Raw genomic sequence first — 16,636 nt, forward strand, 5'->3', positions numbered from 1 at the left:
CGGCGTTTACGAGCTGTAAATGAGTACTTTGAGCTGATTTTTAACGCCGTATGGCCGAGCGCAGCCACTTTTAGAGGGCCAGCACCAGCTTCTTGCCCTTGGCGCGTGAGCAACAGCTCATCAAGCGGTCCTGGCCGGCGCGTTCCGCGGCGGTGAGCACCTTGTCCCGGTGGTCGATCTCACCCTCTATCACCTCGACTTGGCAGGAGCCGCACAGCCCTTCCTCACAGTCGCTGGGCACATCGACGCCGGCGGTGCGCAGCGCCTGCAGCAAGGTACGATCCGGCGCCACCTCGACGACGAATTCGGAGTCGGCGAGTTCGACCTGGAAAGCGTGCTCCTTATCAGGATCGAGCAGCGCACCCTCGGCAGTGAAATGCTCCACGTGCAGGCTGCCTGCCGGCCAGCGAGTGGTGCCGGCCTCCAGCGCCGTGAGCAGCCGCTCCGGACCACAGGCGTAGAGCAGCGTGCCCGCGTCCGGCTCGGCAAGCAGGCATGCGAGGTCGAGCCGCTGGTTTTCGTCTTTGGCATAGCGCCGTAGCGCCTCGCCGTGGTCATGCTCGATCCGCTCGATGAAAGCCATACTGGCGCGGGAACGACCGGCGTAATGCAGCTCATAGGACTTGCCCAGGCGCTTGAGCCGGTCGGCCATGGCCACGATCGGGGTGATGCCGATGCCCCCTGCGATCAACAGGTAGTGCTGCGCCGTTTCATCGAGGCGGAAGTGGTTCTTGGGCCCGCGCACGCGCAGCTCGACTCCTTCGCGCACCGCTTCATGCATCCAGCGTGAGCCGCCGCGACCGGCCTCCTCGTTCAGCACAGCAATGCGCCAGTCGCCGGACTCCGCCGGGCCGCATAGCGAATACTTGCGCGCCTCGCCGATGGGCAGCACCACGTCGAGATGCGAGCCTGGCGTCCACGCCGGTAGTTTCCGTCCGGCGGGGTCGGCCAAGGTCACACCGAGTATGCCCTCCGCCTCTGGCTCGGCACGAGTCACGCGAACTCGCCGCACGATACTGTGGGCCACCGGTGCTCCTACCGGGAAGTCGCGCTGGGCAGAGCGCACCCTTGGGTCGCGGCGTTCCGGGTTCTGCGCCGGGTCCCAGCGCACCCACAGGGCTTCAGGGCCGCGGAAGGAGGTGTTGGGCAGAAAGGTGAACGCCTGATCCTCGAGTTCCAGGTGCGGCAGGCGCCGCGTGAACTCCTCAAGGAAGATGCGCATCTCCATGCGCCCCAGGTTCTTGCCCATGCACTGGTGGCTGCCGTAACCGAAGGTCAGGTGGTCGACGGCGTTATCGCGATAGATGTCGAGTTCGTCGGGATTCTCGAAATGGGCCGGATCGTGATTGGCCGAGGCCGTCACCATCAGGATCTTGCCGCCCTCGGGGATGGCAACGCCACCCACCTCGACATCACGGGTGGCGATGCGCCGCCAGGCCACTACCGAGCCGGAATGACGCAGACACTCCTCCGCCGCAGCGGGGATCAGCTCTGGGTTATCGCACAGCTCGGCCCATACGGAAGGCCTTGAAAGCAGCTGGCGGAAAGCGTTGGCGGTGGCCAGGGCGGTGGTCTCGTGGGCAGCGACGATAATTGCCATCATCATCGAATGCAGGTAGTTGTCGGTCACCACGTCCGGCTTCTGCCGATTCTTCTCGATCATGTCGTACATCCAGCCGTGGCCGCTGGAATGATCCTGCATCTTCTTGAGCACCTGTCCCGAATACTGCCAGAACTTGCCGACACCCTCGGCCACCTCGACCTGCTGCTCGGGCGAGGGTCGCCCCCAGGTATTGAGGGTATGGGCCACCGAGAAGCGGCGCAGCTGCTCCATGTCCTCCTCGGGTACGCCGAGGAAGTGCAGCGCGACCGTGAGCGGGACCTCCCAGAACATCTCGCCAACCAGGTCGGCGCGGCCATGGTCGATGATGGCGTCGAGCTTCTCACGTACCAGGCGTCGCACCATTGGTGCGTGGGCTTCCAGCGCCTCGGGAGAGAAGGCCTCGAGCAGCTCGCGTCGACGAGCCATATGGGCCGGCTCGTCCTCGTTCACCAGCGTGCGGTTCATGCCGTAGTCATAGCGCTCGAGCACCGCCTGGGCCTCTCGGCTTGCCGGAGTGATCTTCTCCAGGGCGATCGAGGGCGAAAAGGTGAGGTTATCGCGGAAGATCGCCTTGATATCGGCATAGCGGCTCACGACCCAATAGCCGAGCTTGGGGCTGTAGAACACCGGCTCCTGATCGCGAGACCAGCGCAGCGCCTCGGCGGGGTCGATCTGGTAAGGGCGGTCAAAGGGGTCGAAGGTTGCCGCCTGGGGCGACACGGGACACCCGTTGGGTGCCAGGGGCCGCTCTTCGGCGTCATGGAAAGGGCAGCCGCTTGCGGTGCGTCGAGTCGTTGAAGTCATGATGCCCCCGCAGAGCTGTCGTGATTCGTGGCTTTCATGGGCTGTGCTTTTGTTGGCTGCATTTTGATTGTTACTTTTATCGCACATATAATGTCGTTTAACGACACAGACCTGAACATAGGCAGTTTCGACGGTGACGTCAATCCCCGTCGGCTGCGCTACCATGCCCAGCCATAATCGACTCGAGGAATTCCGTTCGATGGCCACCACCCTGCAAACACTGGATCGCGGCCTGCGCGCGCTCGAGATCATCGCCGAGCACACCAAGGGAGTTAGCGTTGCCGAGCTAGCCGAGCAGCTGGACGTGCATCGCGCAATCGCCTACCGCATCGTCACCACCCTGGAGCAGCACGGGCTGGTGGTTCGCTCCGCCGAGGGCCCGCTGCGCCTGGGCGCGGGCATTTCGCTGCTGGCCTCACACTTCGAACCACAGCTGAGTGCGGTAGCCCAGCCGCTACTGCAAGCGCTGGCCAAGGCCACTCGGGCCACCGCCTTTATCTCGGTGGCCCAAGGCGAAGAGTGCGTGGTGATCCGGGTGGCGGAACCGGATGAAGGATTGCTGCGGGTCGGCTACAGGGTCGGCAGCCGCCATCCGCTGACGCAGGGTGCGGCGGGTATCGCCATCCTTGCCGGACGTGCACCAAGCGAAGCCGACAACGAAGCGGTTCGCCAGGCACGCCGCGATGGCTACAGCCTGACCCGCGGACAGCTTCAGCGCGGTGCCGTGGGGGTGGCCAGCCCCGTTGCCACCTCGCATTTCCGGACCGGCATCGAGGCCTGCGTTGGCGTAGTGGCAATGGACGACCTCGACACTGAACGGGCAATACGCGAGGTGAAGGCACACGCACTACAGCTGGCGGAGTTGGTAGGCCGCTGAATGCGCGACATCACGCCAGTGAAGCCAGGCGCCGGTAGCGTTACACTACGGGCCACCCTTCGCTGCCACCTTCGAGGCCTTCGATGAGTCCCCACCTGCTCTCCGTCGATTCCCTGTCCCGCGACCGCGTCGATCACCTGATGCGCGTCGCCGCCCGCATGGAGCCCATCGCACAGCGCCGTCAGGTAACGCGGGTGCTGGAAGGGGCCGTGCTCGGCAATCTGTTCTTCGAGGCCAGCACCCGTACCCGGGTGAGTTTCCACACCGCATTCTGCCGCCTGGGCGGCAGCGTGTGCGATACCACCGGCTTCACCTTCTCGTCGATGGCGAAGGGTGAGTCGCTCTACGACACCAGCCGGGTGATGAGCGGCTATTGCGACGCCATCGTCATGCGCCACCCCGATCAGGGTTCGGTGGCGGAGTTCGCCGCCGCCACCCACGTGCCGGTGATCAACGGCGGCGACGGCCCCGGCGAACACCCCAGCCAGGCACTGCTCGACTTCTATACCATCGACAAGGAGTTCGCCCGTCTGGGCAAGCGGCTGGCCGACGCTCACGTGCTGCTGACCGGCGACCTCAAGTACGGCCGCACCGTGCATTCGCTGATCAAGCTGCTGTCGCTCTACGATCCCATGCGCATCACCCTGGTGGCCCCGCCCGGGCTGGAGATGCCGAGCTACCTGATCGATCTGGTCACCTCCCGAGGCCACCGCGTCGAAGAGCGCCCCAGCCTGGCTGACGATTACAGCGACGTCGACGTGGTCTACACCACCCGTATCCAGAAGGAGCGTTTCACCGCCGAGATGAGCGAAGGGTTCAGCCTGTCGCGGGATTTCACCGTCGACCGCGCCTTCATGGACAAGCGCTGCGGCCGCGACACCATCGTCATGCACCCGCTGCCCCGTGACAGCCGCCCGGATGCCAACGACCTCGACGTGGATCTCAACGGCGACCCACGCCTGGCGATCTTCCGCCAGACCGACAACGGCATTCCGGTGCGCATGGCGATTTTCGCCACCCTGCTCCAGGTGGACGATCTGATCGAGAAGGACCTGCGTCCGGTACGCTGGTTCGTGCCCGAGCGGGTCGGTGTGGACGACGGCACACTCTGACAATGCAGCCAACGCTGGGCCTCGCTATGCTGTTCAGCAACGCGTAATGTGCGAAGCTGTGACGGTGGCCGCTGGCTGCCACCCTGACGAAAGGCTTCTTCGAGCCGACCACGCGAACGACATGCTCGAATAACAACGGCGTTGCCGCCCACGGCAACCGGTAGAAAGGAGATGTGACGCATGACTCTGGAACGCGCTTACATACTGTTGGCGGTCTTCTACAGTGCCCTGGTGGCGATTGGCGCCATTGCCCTGCTGCTGGGCGGCGGCCCGCTCTGGGGAGTCGTAACGCTTCTGCTCGGTGCGCTGGTGGCAGCCGGCCTGTGGGGCCATACCCTGGGCAAGCCGGTCATGAACCCGCGCATGTGGCGCCCGCTGGCCGCTATTCTACTGGCCGGCTTCGTGCTGCAGCTGTTCGCCGTGTTCTCGCTTTCCCCCACGGGAGCCGAGCTCACCTGGCTGTTGACCGGCGCCATCTTTTCCATCTTGCCCGCCATCATGCTGTACCAGTATGGCGAACGGGATCAGGAAGTGTGGGCCACACCCGAGGAACGCGAGGGCGGTAAGATGCTCGGTGAACTGTTGACCCGCCAGCGTGAGCTGGTGCTTCAGAAGCAGGAAGCCGACAGCCAGGCCACGGTCAGGCTGACCAAGGCGGGCGACACCTACCGCGCCAGCGTCACCCGCGGCCGCGGTGCCCATGTGGAGCGCTTCGAGGAGAGCTTCCACTGCCCGGCCACGCTGGCTTTCTTCGTGATCAAGTACACCTGCATCTCCGTGAACGACATAGCTGCTCAATATGCCGAAGAGCGGGTACTGACCACCTGAGCAATATCTCGCCCTAACGCTCAACTGCTCAGATTTTCCCACCGATGCGCGGCGCGCGTCGGTGGGATTCCTGCGTGAACAAAGTAAGTGCTGGCATGTGTTTTTTGGACAGGCCCACGTGCACAGCGGCCATGGCCCTAAGCTGCATAAAGGCCAAGACTAGTGGTGGGCAGCACAACTCCGCCCCGAGAGATCCGACTCCAATAACAACATGACGCGGAGCACTCCATGGCAGAAGCAATCATCGAGACCGCCAACCTGACCAAGAGCTTCAAGGGGTTCAAGGCGGTACATGATATATCCATGCGCATCGAGGCCGGCACCATCCATGCCATGATCGGAGCCAACGGAGCAGGCAAAACCACCTGTTTCAATCTGCTCACCAAGTTTCTGGCACCTACGTCGGGAAAGATTCACTATCAGGGCCAGGACATCACCCAGCTCAAGCCGGATCAGATCGCGCGCCGTGGCATGGTTCGCTCGTTTCAGATCTCGGCCGTCTTCGGAAAGCTGAGCACGTTGGAGAACGTCAAACTGGCGCTTCAGCGGCAGCGCGGCGAATCCTTTGATTTTTGGCGCTCCCAGCGTCGCCTGGACTATCAGCGCGAGCAGGCCATGGCTCTGCTCGAAGATGTCGGTCTCGAGGCATGGGCAGATACGCCTGCGGCTGAGTTGCCCTATGGCCGCAAGCGTGCGCTGGAGCTGGCCACCACCTTGGCTCTCGATCCGCAGGTCATGCTGCTCGACGAGCCACTTGCCGGCATGGGCACCGAAGACGTAGGCCGGACCGCCGAGCTCATACGAAGCGTTGCCAGAGGCAGAACCGTACTGATGGTGGAGCATAACCTCGGTGTGGTAGCCGAACTTTGCGATCGCATCACCGTGCTGGCCCGCGGCGAAGTGCTGGTGGAAGGTGATTACGCCACGGTTTCCCAGGATGAGCGCGTCATAGAATCCTATATCGGAGGCGCCCGCCATGACTGATGCCGCGGCTGAACTCACACCCGTGCCCATGCTCACCATTCGCGATTTGCACGCCTGGTATGGCGAGAGCCATGTGCTGCATGGCATCGACCTCGAGGTGCCGCCAGGGCAGGTCGTTACCCTACTGGGCCGCAACGGCGCCGGTAAATCCACGACATTGAAATCGATCATGGGCATCGTACCGCGGCGACGCGGCAGCATTCGTCTCCAAGGCACCGAGACCATTGGCCTGCGCCCTTACCATATCGCTCGCCACGGTGTGGCCTTCTGCCCCGAGGACCGCGGCATCTACGCCACCCTGGACGTCAAGGAACACCTCGAGCTGCCGACGCGAGTCGATGACAGGGGGTTGAGCACGGCCCAGGCGCTTGACCTGTTTCCCAACCTGCGCGAAAGACTGCACAGCCCCGGCACCAAGCTTTCCGGCGGCGAGCAGCAGATGCTTGCCATCGCCCGTATCCTGCGCACCGGCGCCCCGCTGCTTCTGCTCGACGAGCCCACCGAAGGGCTGGCGCCCAGCATCGTCGAGCAGATTGGTGGAATCATCAAGCAGCTGAAGTTGAAGGGTTACACCATTTTGCTGGTGGAACAGAACCTGCGCTTCGCCATGGACGTTGCCGATCAATTCTATCTGATCGATCACGGCCAAGTGGCCGCTCACTATGATCGGGTTGGCATCGTCAGGGAGGCGGACGCGCTACGGGCTCAGCTTGGCGTCTAGCTGCGCTACTCCCGGTTACGCATACGAAAATGCGATGGAGAGACACCGTTCATGCGCTTGAAGGTCTTGGAGAAGGCAAAGGGGCTTCGGTATCCCACCCTTTCCGCTATCTCCTCGACCGGGAGATTGCTGGTCGCCAGCAGATGAGTGGCGTGCTGCATGCGCAACTGCGTGAGCTGCTGCATCGGGCTGCGGCCAAAGACCTTGCGGCTGATGCGCCGTAAATGCTCCGTGCTGACATGGGCGATCTCCGCCATCTCTTCGATGGTCCACTGGCGTTCCAGTGTCGGCATGACCGCCTCGAAGACGGCCACGATACGCGCATCACGACGCCACGGGTCGGCAAAGCGGGCAATGTAGCGTTCGATGGTATCGACCCACATGACACAGCTGGCTGCATCGCCCTTGCCATGAAACACCTCGCTGTAAAGGCCCAGAATGGCGTACTTCATGGGCTCGGGGTCGAAGTGCTGCATGATCGGCGCGATGGTGCCCACCAATGAACGCGGCGCGCTCGGCAGATAGCGCAGCCAACAGTATTGCCAGCGGCTTTCCGGCACGGCATGGAAGGCGTGAAGCGCATGGGCCGGGGCGAAGGACATCATGTTGCGCCGCATGGTGCACCATCGCCCATCGAGCAACATGCGCCCTTCACCGCCCAGAGAACCATGGATGTACGCTCCGCTCAGGCGGGTGCGAACGATACGGTACGGCACCGCGGCATCGCCTACCCCGACGTGCGAAATATGTCTCTGCGCCAGCACCGGGCTGTCTTCGGCGCGCACGATCCATTGTCGGGTCTCGTCACCCACGATGTGTGTTTCGGATAGCTGTTCGTGTTCTGTAGCCATGGCGTAATTGCCCTGATTGGCCCTAACTGATAGTGACAGCAAAAAACAAGAACGTATGAGTCAGGGCAAAGTACAACAATAACTTCACAGAAGAACAGGAGAAAACTATGCCAGCTATAAACTCCTTGAAAACGCTGACAGCTACTTCCGTGTTACTCGGCCTGAGTGGCCTCGCCAGTGGCGTGGCGAGTGCCGATTATTCCGACGAGGTAGTGCGAATCGGTGTGCTCACCGATATGTCGGGGATCTACACCGACCTGTCCGGAGAAGCTGCCGTGACCGCCGTGCAGATGGCCGTCGAGGACTTCGGCGGAGAAGTGAACGGCACCCCCATCGAAGTCATCCACGGCGATCACCGCAACCGCGCCGATACCGGTGCCAGCCGGGCACGGGAGTGGTACGCCAATGAAGGAGTGGACATGATCAACGATCTGTCCAACTCCGGGGTCGCACTCGCCGTGGCGGCAGTCGCCGATGAACAACAACGTCATGCCATCGTCAATTCGGCATCCAATATCGGCCTTACCAACGACTATTGCTCGCCCTTCGTCACCCACTACACCTACGACGCCTATTCACTGGCTCAAGGCACCGGCAAGTCGATCGTCGAAGACGGTGGCAACACCTGGTTCTTCCTCACCGTGGACTTCGCCTTCGGGATAGGGCTTGAGGAGCAGGTCTCCGACGTGGTGCGCGAAGCCGGCGGCCAGGTCGTCGGCGCAGCCCGGCACCCGCTCGATACCACCGACTTCTCCTCCTATGCGCTGCAGGCTCAAGCCTCCGGTGCCGACATCATCGGTATTGCCTCAACCGGTGCCGATGCCATCAACGCCATCAACGCGCTGGCGGAGTTCGGTGTCATCCCGGAGCAGCGGCCGGCCGCCCTGCTGCTGTGGTACGACGACATCGTCAGCCTGGGTCTCGAGACCGCCCAGGGCCTGCTGCTGACCAATGCCTTCTACTGGGACGCCAATGAGGAAACGCGCGAGTTTTCCCAGCGCTTCTACGAGCGTACCGGACGCATGCCCAACATGGCGCACGCCGGCAACTACTCCTCCACCATGCACTATCTGAATGCCGTAGAGGCCGCCGGCACCGACGATCCCACCGCAGTCTCCGAAAAGATGCGTGAGCTGGAGATCAACGACTTCTTCGCTACCGGCGGCTATATCCGCCCCAATGGCCGCATGGTGCATGACCAGTACCTGTGGGAGGTGAAATCCCCCGACGAGTCGGAGTACGACTACGACTTCCTGCGTCCGGTACATACCATTCCTGGCGAAGAGGCCTTCCAACCCCTGGAAGCCAGCACCTGTCACCTGCTCGATAACGATTGAAGTGCATTGGTGTGCCCGGTGAGATGCCGGGCACTTCTACTCCTCACCGTTAGTCTAGCGAGCACTTGATCATGGATATTTTTGGCATTCCCATTCAGGCCCTGCTGGGACAACTCATGCTGGGCATCGTCAATGGCTCCTTCTATGCGGTACTCAGCCTCGGCCTGGCGATCATCTTCGGCGTCCTCAAGATCGTCAATTTCGCCCATGGCGCCTTTTTCATGCTGGGTGCCTTCACCGCCTTTCTTCTGGCTCAGTACATGGGCGCCAGTTACTGGGTGACGCTGTTCATCGCTCCCCTGGCAGTCGCGCTGTTCGGCATGCTGTTCGAGTTCCTCTTCCTGCGCCGACTTTATGGGCTCGACCCGATCTACGGGCTGCTGCTGACTTTCAGCCTGGTGTTGGTGCTGGAGGGGGGCTTTCGAGTCGCTTTCGGCTCATCCGGCCAGCCCTTCGCCACTCCCGAGCAGCTTCGGGGCACCATCAACCTCGGCTTCATGATCCTGCCCATCTATCGCGGTTTCGTGATCGCCGCGGCGTTGACCCTGTGCCTGATCACCTGGTTCATCATCGAGCGTACCTCGCTAGGCGCCAGCCTGCGTGCTGCCACCGAGCGCTCGGAACTGACCCAGGCCTTCGGCATCAATGTGCCACGTCTGATCACGCTGACCTATGGCGTAGGCGTTGGGCTTGCAGCCTTCGCCGGCGTGCTGGCCGCCCCCATATTTCACGTCAATCCCTCCATGGGCTCCAGCCTGGTCATCATCATCTTCGCCGTCGTGGTGATCGGTGGGTTGGGATCCATCATGGGCGCCATCGTCACCGGTCTGGGGCTAGGTGTGGTGGAGGGCTTCACCCGAGTCTTCTATTCGGAGTTCTCATCGACCATCGTCTTCCTGGTCATGGTGCTGGTATTGCTGCTGCGCCCGGCGGGCCTCTTTGGCAGAGAGGAGGGCTGAACATGCGCACTCTTACCTTTGCTGCGACCGCCTTGATCCTTTTGGCATTGCTGGTCGTTCCCTTCGTGCCGCAGCTCATTTACTCCATCTTCATCATGAAGACGCTATGCTTCGTGCTCTTTGCCTGCGCCTTCAATTTGTTGCTGGGGCACACCGGGATACTCTCCTTCGGCCACGCCGCCTTCTTCGGCACCGGCGCCTATGTCACCGGATTGCTGGTCAAGGAGTACGGCGTTCCCACCGATCTGGGGATTCTGGCCGGTGGCCTGGTGGCGGCAGCGCTGGGCACGATCATCGGTGCCCTGGCCATTCGTCGCAGCGGGATTTATCTGGCCATGATCACTCTGGCCCTATCGCAGCTGGTTTATTTCTTCTTTCTGCAAGCCCCTTTCACCGGTGCCGAAGACGGCCTGCAGCGGATTCCCCGCGGCACTTTCCTGGGGGTGATCGATCTACGCAGCGACACGGCGCTCTACTACGTGGTGCTGGGTATCGTCTGTGCCGGCCTATGGCTGGTATGGCGTACCGTCAATTCACCGTTCGGCAATGTACTGCGCGCCATTCGCGAGCACGAACCAAGAGCCATCTCGCTGGGCTACCCCGTGGCGCGCTACAAGGTGCTGGTCTTTACCATCTCGGCCGGTCTCGCCGGTATCGCCGGCTCGCTCAAGGCGATCGTCTTCCAACTGGCGGCACTCTACGACGTGCACTGGCACACCTCGGGCGACGTGATTCTGATGACTCTGCTGGGCGGCATGAATACGGTTTTCGGCCCCGCGGTAGGCGCCGCCCTCGTTTCTGCACTCAACCACTACATGGACCCCTTTGGCGCCTGGGTGACGGTGATCACCGGGCTGGTCTTCATGACCTGCGTACTGACCTTCCGCCAAGGCGTAGTCGGCCAGCTCGGCCAATGGTTCCGCTCACGCCGCACCACGATGCCCTCAGCCAAGAGCCAGCGCTCGCATGCTCATCAGCAATGACAAGGAGAAATATGCCATGCCCCCCTTCGACCGCAAGACACTCGTGGCCCGCTTTCAAGACATGGTCGCTCGCGGCCAGCCGATCATCGGCGGCGGCGCCGGTACCGGCATTTCGGCCAAGTGCGAGGAAGCCGGCGGCATCGACCTGATCGTGATCTACAACTCGGGGCGCTACCGCATGGCGGGGCGAGCTTCGTCCGCCGGGCTATTGGCCTACGGCAACGCCAATCAGATCGTGCAGGAGATGGCTCTTGAAGTGCTGCCGGTGGTCAAGCGCACTCCCGTGCTGGCCGGCGTCAACGGCACGGACCCCTTCGTGATCATGCCCAAGCTGCTGCGCGAGCTGAAAGAGCTGGGCTTCTCGGGGGTGCAGAACTTTCCCACCGTGGGACTGATCGACGGCACCTTCCGCATCAGCCTGGAGGAGACCGGCATCACCTACGGTAGCGAAGTGGACATGATTCGCCTGGCCCATGAGATGGACATGCTGACCACGCCCTACGTGTTTTCCGCAGACGAGGCCGTTGCCATGGCAGAGGCGGGTGCCGATATCATCGTGGCACACATGGGCGTCACCGTGGGCGGCACCATCGGCGCCGAATCGGCCAAGAGCCTCGACGAGTCGGTACGTTTGATCGACGAATGGGCCGAGGCGGCCCGTCGCGTGCGTCGGGACGTGATCATCCTCTGTCACGGCGGCCCCATCGCCACGCCCGAGGATGCCACCTATGTCATGAAACAGAGCGAGCACTGTAATGGCTTCTATGGCGCCAGCAGCATGGAGCGCCTGCCCACGGAAATCGCCCTTACCGAACAGATTCGCCGCTTCAAGGCCATTGCCTGACCGTCATTACAAGGAGACGCCACTATGACCCGGGTATACGTCAGTGCCGTAATGCCGATCACTCTTGAGCAGGCCTGGAGCGTGCTGCGCGACTTCAACGGGCTGCCCGACTACCACCCGTTCTTCGCCAAGAGCTATATCGAGGACGGCAAGCCCGCCGACCAGCTCGGCTGCGTACGCCATTTCCACGATCACGATGGCAACCACATCCGCGAGGAGCTGCTCACGCTTTCGGACCGTGAGCACCGTTGCTGCTACCGCATTCTCGAGGCTCCCGCTCTGCCCGTGCAGGGCTACGTGGCGGAAATGTGCCTGAAGCCGATCACTACCAGCGGGCAGTGTTTCGGCGAATGGTGGGCACAGTTCGAGGTCGCCGAGGCCGATCGCGACGATGTCGTGCAGCGGGTCTCGGACACCTTCCGGCTCGCCTTCGAAGGCGCCACCGAGCGTTTTGCCGGCAGCTGAAACCGCACCGATCCAACAACAACGAGGCCGGCGCAACGGACGCTGGCCGGGAGGCACCATGGGACAGAAAGCCTTCGTCATCGGCACCTGTGATACCAAGGCCGAGGAGTTGCGCTACCTTCGTGAGCTGTTGCAGGCCGCAGGGGTCGAAGCGCTGATCGTCGATGTCGGAACCAGCGGCGACCCTGCACCCGACGCAGACATTCCCGCCAGCCAGGTGGCCGCCTGCCACCCCAAGGGCCCGCAGGGGGTATTCGTCGTCGACCGGGGCCGTGCCGTGGCGCAAATGGCCGAAGCGTTGCGCCGGCTGCTGGCGCAACGCGACGATGTGGGCGGCATCATCGGTATCGGTGGCTCCGGCGGCACGGCACTGATCACCCCGGCCATGCGCGACCTGGACATCGGCGTGCCCAAGGTCATGGTTTCGACGATAGCCTCAGGCAACGTGGCGCCTTATGTCGGCCCCAGCGATATCGCCATGATCTATTCGGTGACCGATGTGGCGGGGCTCAATCGAATCTCGCGCCAGGTACTGGGCAATGCGGCCCATGCCCTCTCCGGCATGTTGAAGGGGCGGATTCCCGAGGCCGCCGAAGACAAACCGGCCATCGGCTTGAGCATGTTCGGCGTAACCACACCGTGCGTGAACAGGATCACCGAGGCACTATCGCCGGAGTACGACTGCCTGGTCTTCCATGCCACCGGCACGGGTGGGCGTTCGATGGAAAAGCTGGCAGCCGGTGGCAAGCTGAAGGGGCTGCTGGACATCACCACCACAGAAATCTGCGACCTGCTGATGGGCGGCATCTTCAGCGCCGGGGAAACACGCCTGGACGTACTGGAGCAGACCGACCTGCCGTACGTCGGCTCCTGCGGCGCTCTCGACATGGTCAATTTTGCCGGGCCGGCAACGCTTCCCGAGCGTTACAGACAGAGGCTTGTCTATGAACACAATCCTCAGATCACCCTGATGCGCACCACTGCCGAGGAGAACGCGAGAATGGGTCGCTGGATCGGGGAGAAGCTGAACCGCTGCCGCGGACCGTTGCGCTTCCTGTTGCCTGAAGGGGGTGTCTCGGCGCTCGATGCCCCTGAACAGCCCTTCCACGATCCCGAGGCAAACGCTGCGCTGTTCGCGGCCCTGGAGGCCACGGTACGCCAGACTCACGAGCGTCGGCTGATCCGCTGCCCCTGGCATATCAACGACCCTGAGTTCGCCGCGGCGGCCGTCGCAGAATTTCAAGATCTCATGGGCAAGCGCCCGCTGAAGTAAGTCTGCGGACGAACTGCAGTCAACGCGGTGGCAGGCCTTCCTCGCAGGCGAACCAGCTCTCGAGGATCAGCACCGCCGCGATGCCGTCGACGCCATCGTCGCGATAGCTTTTGTGGGGGTTACGCAGCGCTCCCGAATCACGGGCGATGGCCTTGGCCTCGCGGGTAGAGCCACGTTCGTCGACCATCTCGCAGGGCTTGCCGTAGCGCCCATAGAGGCGCTTGCCGAACTTGCGCGCCCGCAGGCTCATCGGCGATTCACTGCCGTCCATGTTGAGCGGCAGTCCCACCACGAACAGGTCCGGCTGCCACTCCTCGACCAGCCGCGTGACGACGTTCCAGTCGGGAATGCCGTCGCGGGCCGGCAGCGGCTCGAGCTGACGGGCGCTGGCAAGCATCTCGTTGCCCACCGCCACGCCGATACGGCGAGTGCCGAAATCGAAGGCCAGAATCAGGCGCTGGCCGGACATCAGGAGTGGCCCGCTTCCCGCGTCATCAGGTTGAGGTCGACTCCCAGGATACCCGCGGCAGCACTCAGGCGCTGTTCCGGCGGCACCTTGAACAGAATGTCGGCTTGCGCCTCAACGGTGAGCCAGGCGTTGTCCTTCAGCTCCTGCTCGAGCTGACCTGCCTCCCAGCCGGCACAGCCCAGGCACACCAGGAACTCCTCGGGACCACGGCCGGCGGCCAGCGCCAGCAAGATGTCCATGGAGGTGGTCAGGGCCAGATCGTCGTTCACCTGAATGCTGGAATCCCAGGCCGCGCTGGAGCCGCGGTGCAGGATGAAGCCGCGATCCTTGTGGGTCGGGCCGCCGTAATAGACCGGCGCACTCCGGTGCGGGCTCTCCTCGCCGTCCAGCTCGAGCTGCTCGAACAGCGCGTCCAACGTGATCTCCAGCGGGCGGTTGACGATCACACCCATGGTGCCGTTCTCATCGTGATCACAGAGATAGCTGAGACTGCCAGCGAAATTGGGATCTTCCAGGTGCGGCATCGCCAGCAGAAAATGATCTCTCAAGCCTAGGTTTTGCACGGATTGCATGAGACTCCTGGGCGGCGGGCAATGAGCTAACGCGCGCCGCCGTAATGATTGCCTTGCCCGAACCGCCAGACCCGAGTGATGGAGAGGCTATCCAGATCCGCCATGGCGCTGTCGAAAGGCCGATAGGGCCCGGCACCGTATACGGTATCCAGCGCCGCCTGATCGAGTTCGGTATGTCCTGAAGATTGTACCACCTCCGCCTGGCGAAGCTGACCATCGCGTCCAATCACGACGCGAATACGCAATTGGCCGTCGAGATGGCCCGCTGCGGGGTGAACCCGGTTGCCGTAATCCTCGACGCGACGGGTCCAGTCGTCGACATATCGAGCCTCGGCGGAACGCTGGGCCGCCGCGCGTGGCGGCTCATCGGCCTGGCCCGTGAAGCTCTGGTCGATTCCCTGCTGGCGAACGCTGGTGGCGCTTTCAGCCAGCAGGTCGCGACCCGACGCCGTGGGTGTAGGTACCGCCGTAGGCGGGACTGGAGGTGACGCCGCGGGCGGGAGCGCGAGCTCATGGGGCTCAAGCTCAGAAGCGGGCAGATCGGTCGGGGCGGCTGGTTCCACGCCACTCTCCTGCGCCGGCAGCGGCACGTCATCGAGATCAGCCGCTCGCTGCTCGGCGGGCGACTCGGCGGCCTGATCGCCAGCGGCCAGCTGATCCGCTTCGGCAATGGCCTGCGCCTCGACGGGCCCCTCGGCCGCGCGAGTGACAAGCACCACATCCAGGCTCGAACGCTCCACCGGTGCCGGAGCGAGCTGCCAGCCCGCCACCAGGCCGAGCAGCACCAGATGCAATAACAGCGCGGCCGATAGCGCCAACCAGCGGCGGTAGGGCCGCGTGACCGGAGCGTAGTGGATCGGATCGCTGATCGCGGCCACCATGGCTAGGCTCATCCCTCCTCGCGGCGCACGTGGCCTAGACGCGCTGGGCCAAGCGCCGTTCGATGGCATCCATCAGCAGACCGGCGATGTCGGTACCGCGCTGGTCGTCGATCTCACGCACGCAGGTGGGGCTCGTCACGTTGATCTCGGTGATGTAGTCGCCGATCACGTCGAGTCCGACGAACATCAGCCCCTTTTCGCGGATCATCGGCTGTACCTGCTCGATCAGCCAATAGTCGCGAGCCGTCAGCTCACGGCTGATACCGGTGCCGCCGGCAGCCAGGTTGCCGCGGGTTTCACCGGCCATGGGCACCCGGGCCAGGCCGAAGGGCACCGGCTCCCCGTCCACCAGCAGGATGCGCGTGTCGCCGTCCTTGATCTCGGGAATGTAGCGCTGGGCCATGATCTGACGCTGGCCGCGCTCGGTGAGCATCTCGATGATGGCGCCCAGGTTGCGGCCCTCGGGCTGCACGTGAAAGATACCCGTGCCGCCCATGCCGTCCAGCGGCTTGAAGATCACATCGCGGTGCTCGGCATGGAAATCGCGCAGCACCGCCTCGCTGCACGACACCACGGTGGGCGTGCAGCACTGAGGAAACTGCTGGGCGAACAGCTTTTCGTTGCACTCCAGCAGCGCCCGGGTGGGATTGACCACCAGTACGCCCTCGCGTTCGGCAAACCCCAGCAAGTGCACGGCATTGAGGAAATGCGCATCGACCGGGGGGTCCTTGCGCATCAGGATCACGTCGAGCTCGGCCAGCGGGCGCGCTTCCGGCGCGCCAAGTGCGTACCAGTCATCGGGGTTGCGAAAGGCGGTGAGATCGCGCATGCGGGCGTGGGAGCGACCATCGCGCAGGTAGAGATCCGCCTGCTCCATGTAGTGAAGCGACCAGCCGCGATGCTGGGCAGCCCACAGCATGGCCAGGGTGGTGTCCTTCTTGTAGGTGAGATGGGCGATGGAATCCATCACCACGCCCACCCGTAGGGGTCGTTCGCTCGTCTGTTGGCTCATTCGGCACCGTTTCCAGAGTGGCACGGGAAATGAACGCAGTATGACGCAGGGCGCTAAGCAA

Annotated in this window: 17 protein-coding genes; 11 read left to right on the forward strand and 6 right to left on the reverse strand. The window is 63.2% G+C overall.

Translation table 11 applies throughout. The features are described from left to right. Nucleotides 1–70: 70 nt before the first annotated feature. Entirely contained in the window at nucleotides 71–2,407 is a 2,337-nt protein-coding gene (locus tag AC2VNO_RS18005) for a cytochrome P450 (protein ID WP_486935418.1), read from the reverse strand. Between the two features lie 199 nt (nucleotides 2,408–2,606). On the opposite strand from AC2VNO_RS18005, the gene AC2VNO_RS18010 reads away from it, so the two are divergent. The 5 genes from AC2VNO_RS18010 (at nucleotide 2,607) to AC2VNO_RS18030 (ending at nucleotide 6,929) form a co-directional block, all read left to right on the forward strand. Next, nucleotides 2,607–3,284, forward strand: a complete 678-nt coding sequence (locus AC2VNO_RS18010; protein WP_486935419.1) for an IclR family transcriptional regulator — start codon at nucleotides 2,607–2,609, stop codon at nucleotides 3,282–3,284. 83 nt (nucleotides 3,285–3,367) lie between these two features. Beyond that, entirely contained in the window at nucleotides 3,368–4,396 is a 1,029-nt protein-coding gene (gene pyrB, locus AC2VNO_RS18015) for an aspartate carbamoyltransferase (RefSeq protein WP_486935420.1), read from the forward strand. Nucleotides 4,397–4,576: 180 nt separating this feature from the next. Continuing rightward, nucleotides 4,577–5,224, forward strand: a complete 648-nt coding sequence (locus AC2VNO_RS18020) for a hypothetical protein (protein ID WP_486935421.1) — start codon at nucleotides 4,577–4,579, stop codon at nucleotides 5,222–5,224. 228 nt (nucleotides 5,225–5,452) lie between these two features. Beyond that, entirely contained in the window at nucleotides 5,453–6,208 is a 756-nt protein-coding gene (locus AC2VNO_RS18025) for an ABC transporter ATP-binding protein (RefSeq protein WP_486935422.1), read from the forward strand. Continuing rightward, the gene (locus AC2VNO_RS18030; RefSeq protein ID WP_486935423.1) at nucleotides 6,201–6,929 is read left to right on the forward strand and encodes an ABC transporter ATP-binding protein; all 729 of its coding nucleotides are present in this window, start codon (nucleotides 6,201–6,203) and stop codon (nucleotides 6,927–6,929) included. The genes AC2VNO_RS18025 and AC2VNO_RS18030 overlap by 8 nt, the downstream gene beginning before the upstream one ends. Before the next feature lie 5 nt (nucleotides 6,930–6,934). Here the strand turns inward: AC2VNO_RS18030 and AC2VNO_RS18035 are convergent, their stop codons facing one another. Next, nucleotides 6,935–7,780, reverse strand: coding sequence for a helix-turn-helix transcriptional regulator (locus AC2VNO_RS18035; protein ID WP_486935424.1), 846 nt, complete (start codon nucleotides 7,778–7,780; stop codon nucleotides 6,935–6,937). Between the two features lie 107 nt (nucleotides 7,781–7,887). Here AC2VNO_RS18035 and AC2VNO_RS18040 point away from each other — a divergent pair, with 107 nt between their 5' ends. From AC2VNO_RS18040 to AC2VNO_RS18065, 6 genes are all read left to right on the forward strand, one after another. Beyond that, nucleotides 7,888–9,117, forward strand: a complete 1,230-nt coding sequence (locus AC2VNO_RS18040; RefSeq protein ID WP_486935425.1) for an ABC transporter substrate-binding protein — start codon at nucleotides 7,888–7,890, stop codon at nucleotides 9,115–9,117. Between the two features lie 71 nt (nucleotides 9,118–9,188). After that, nucleotides 9,189–10,076: a branched-chain amino acid ABC transporter permease gene (locus AC2VNO_RS18045; RefSeq protein ID WP_228579947.1), complete on the forward strand. Its 888-nt coding sequence runs from the start codon at nucleotides 9,189–9,191 to the stop codon at nucleotides 10,074–10,076. Between the two features lie 2 nt (nucleotides 10,077–10,078). Next, nucleotides 10,079–11,059, forward strand: coding sequence for a branched-chain amino acid ABC transporter permease (locus AC2VNO_RS18050; RefSeq protein ID WP_486935426.1), 981 nt, complete (start codon nucleotides 10,079–10,081; stop codon nucleotides 11,057–11,059). Then, nucleotides 11,043–11,903, forward strand: a complete 861-nt coding sequence (locus AC2VNO_RS18055) for a phosphoenolpyruvate hydrolase family protein (RefSeq protein ID WP_486935427.1) — start codon at nucleotides 11,043–11,045, stop codon at nucleotides 11,901–11,903. The genes AC2VNO_RS18050 and AC2VNO_RS18055 overlap by 17 nt, the downstream gene beginning before the upstream one ends. 24 nt (nucleotides 11,904–11,927) lie before the next feature. Further along, complete coding sequence (locus AC2VNO_RS18060; protein WP_486935428.1) at nucleotides 11,928–12,368, forward strand: SRPBCC family protein; 441 nt, start codon at nucleotides 11,928–11,930, stop codon at nucleotides 12,366–12,368. Between the two features lie 58 nt (nucleotides 12,369–12,426). Beyond that, nucleotides 12,427–13,641, forward strand: coding sequence for a Tm-1-like ATP-binding domain-containing protein (locus tag AC2VNO_RS18065; RefSeq protein ID WP_486935429.1), 1,215 nt, complete (start codon nucleotides 12,427–12,429; stop codon nucleotides 13,639–13,641). Between the two features lie 19 nt (nucleotides 13,642–13,660). On the opposite strand, the gene ruvX is transcribed toward AC2VNO_RS18065, so the two are convergent. Genes ruvX through gshB form a run of 4 tightly spaced genes read right to left on the reverse strand, consistent with a single transcriptional unit; the run spans nucleotide 13,661 to nucleotide 16,575 of the window. Continuing rightward, a complete protein-coding gene (gene ruvX / locus AC2VNO_RS18070; protein ID WP_486935430.1) occupies nucleotides 13,661–14,110 on the reverse strand; it encodes a Holliday junction resolvase RuvX in 450 nt (149 codons plus the stop codon). After that, entirely contained in the window at nucleotides 14,110–14,682 is a 573-nt protein-coding gene (locus AC2VNO_RS18075; protein WP_486935431.1) for a YqgE/AlgH family protein, read from the reverse strand. Before AC2VNO_RS18075 ends, ruvX begins: the two co-directional genes overlap by 1 nt. Before the next feature lie 26 nt (nucleotides 14,683–14,708). Then, on the reverse strand, nucleotides 14,709–15,575 hold the full coding sequence (locus AC2VNO_RS18080) for an energy transducer TonB (RefSeq protein ID WP_486935432.1): 867 nt from the start codon (nucleotides 15,573–15,575) through the stop codon (nucleotides 14,709–14,711). Between the two features lie 22 nt (nucleotides 15,576–15,597). Further along, nucleotides 15,598–16,575, reverse strand: coding sequence for a glutathione synthase (gene gshB / locus AC2VNO_RS18085; RefSeq protein WP_486935433.1), 978 nt, complete (start codon nucleotides 16,573–16,575; stop codon nucleotides 15,598–15,600). Nucleotides 16,576–16,636: the final 61 nt, after the last annotated feature.

This window comes from Halomonas sp. TH-94, from assembly GCF_057473365.1.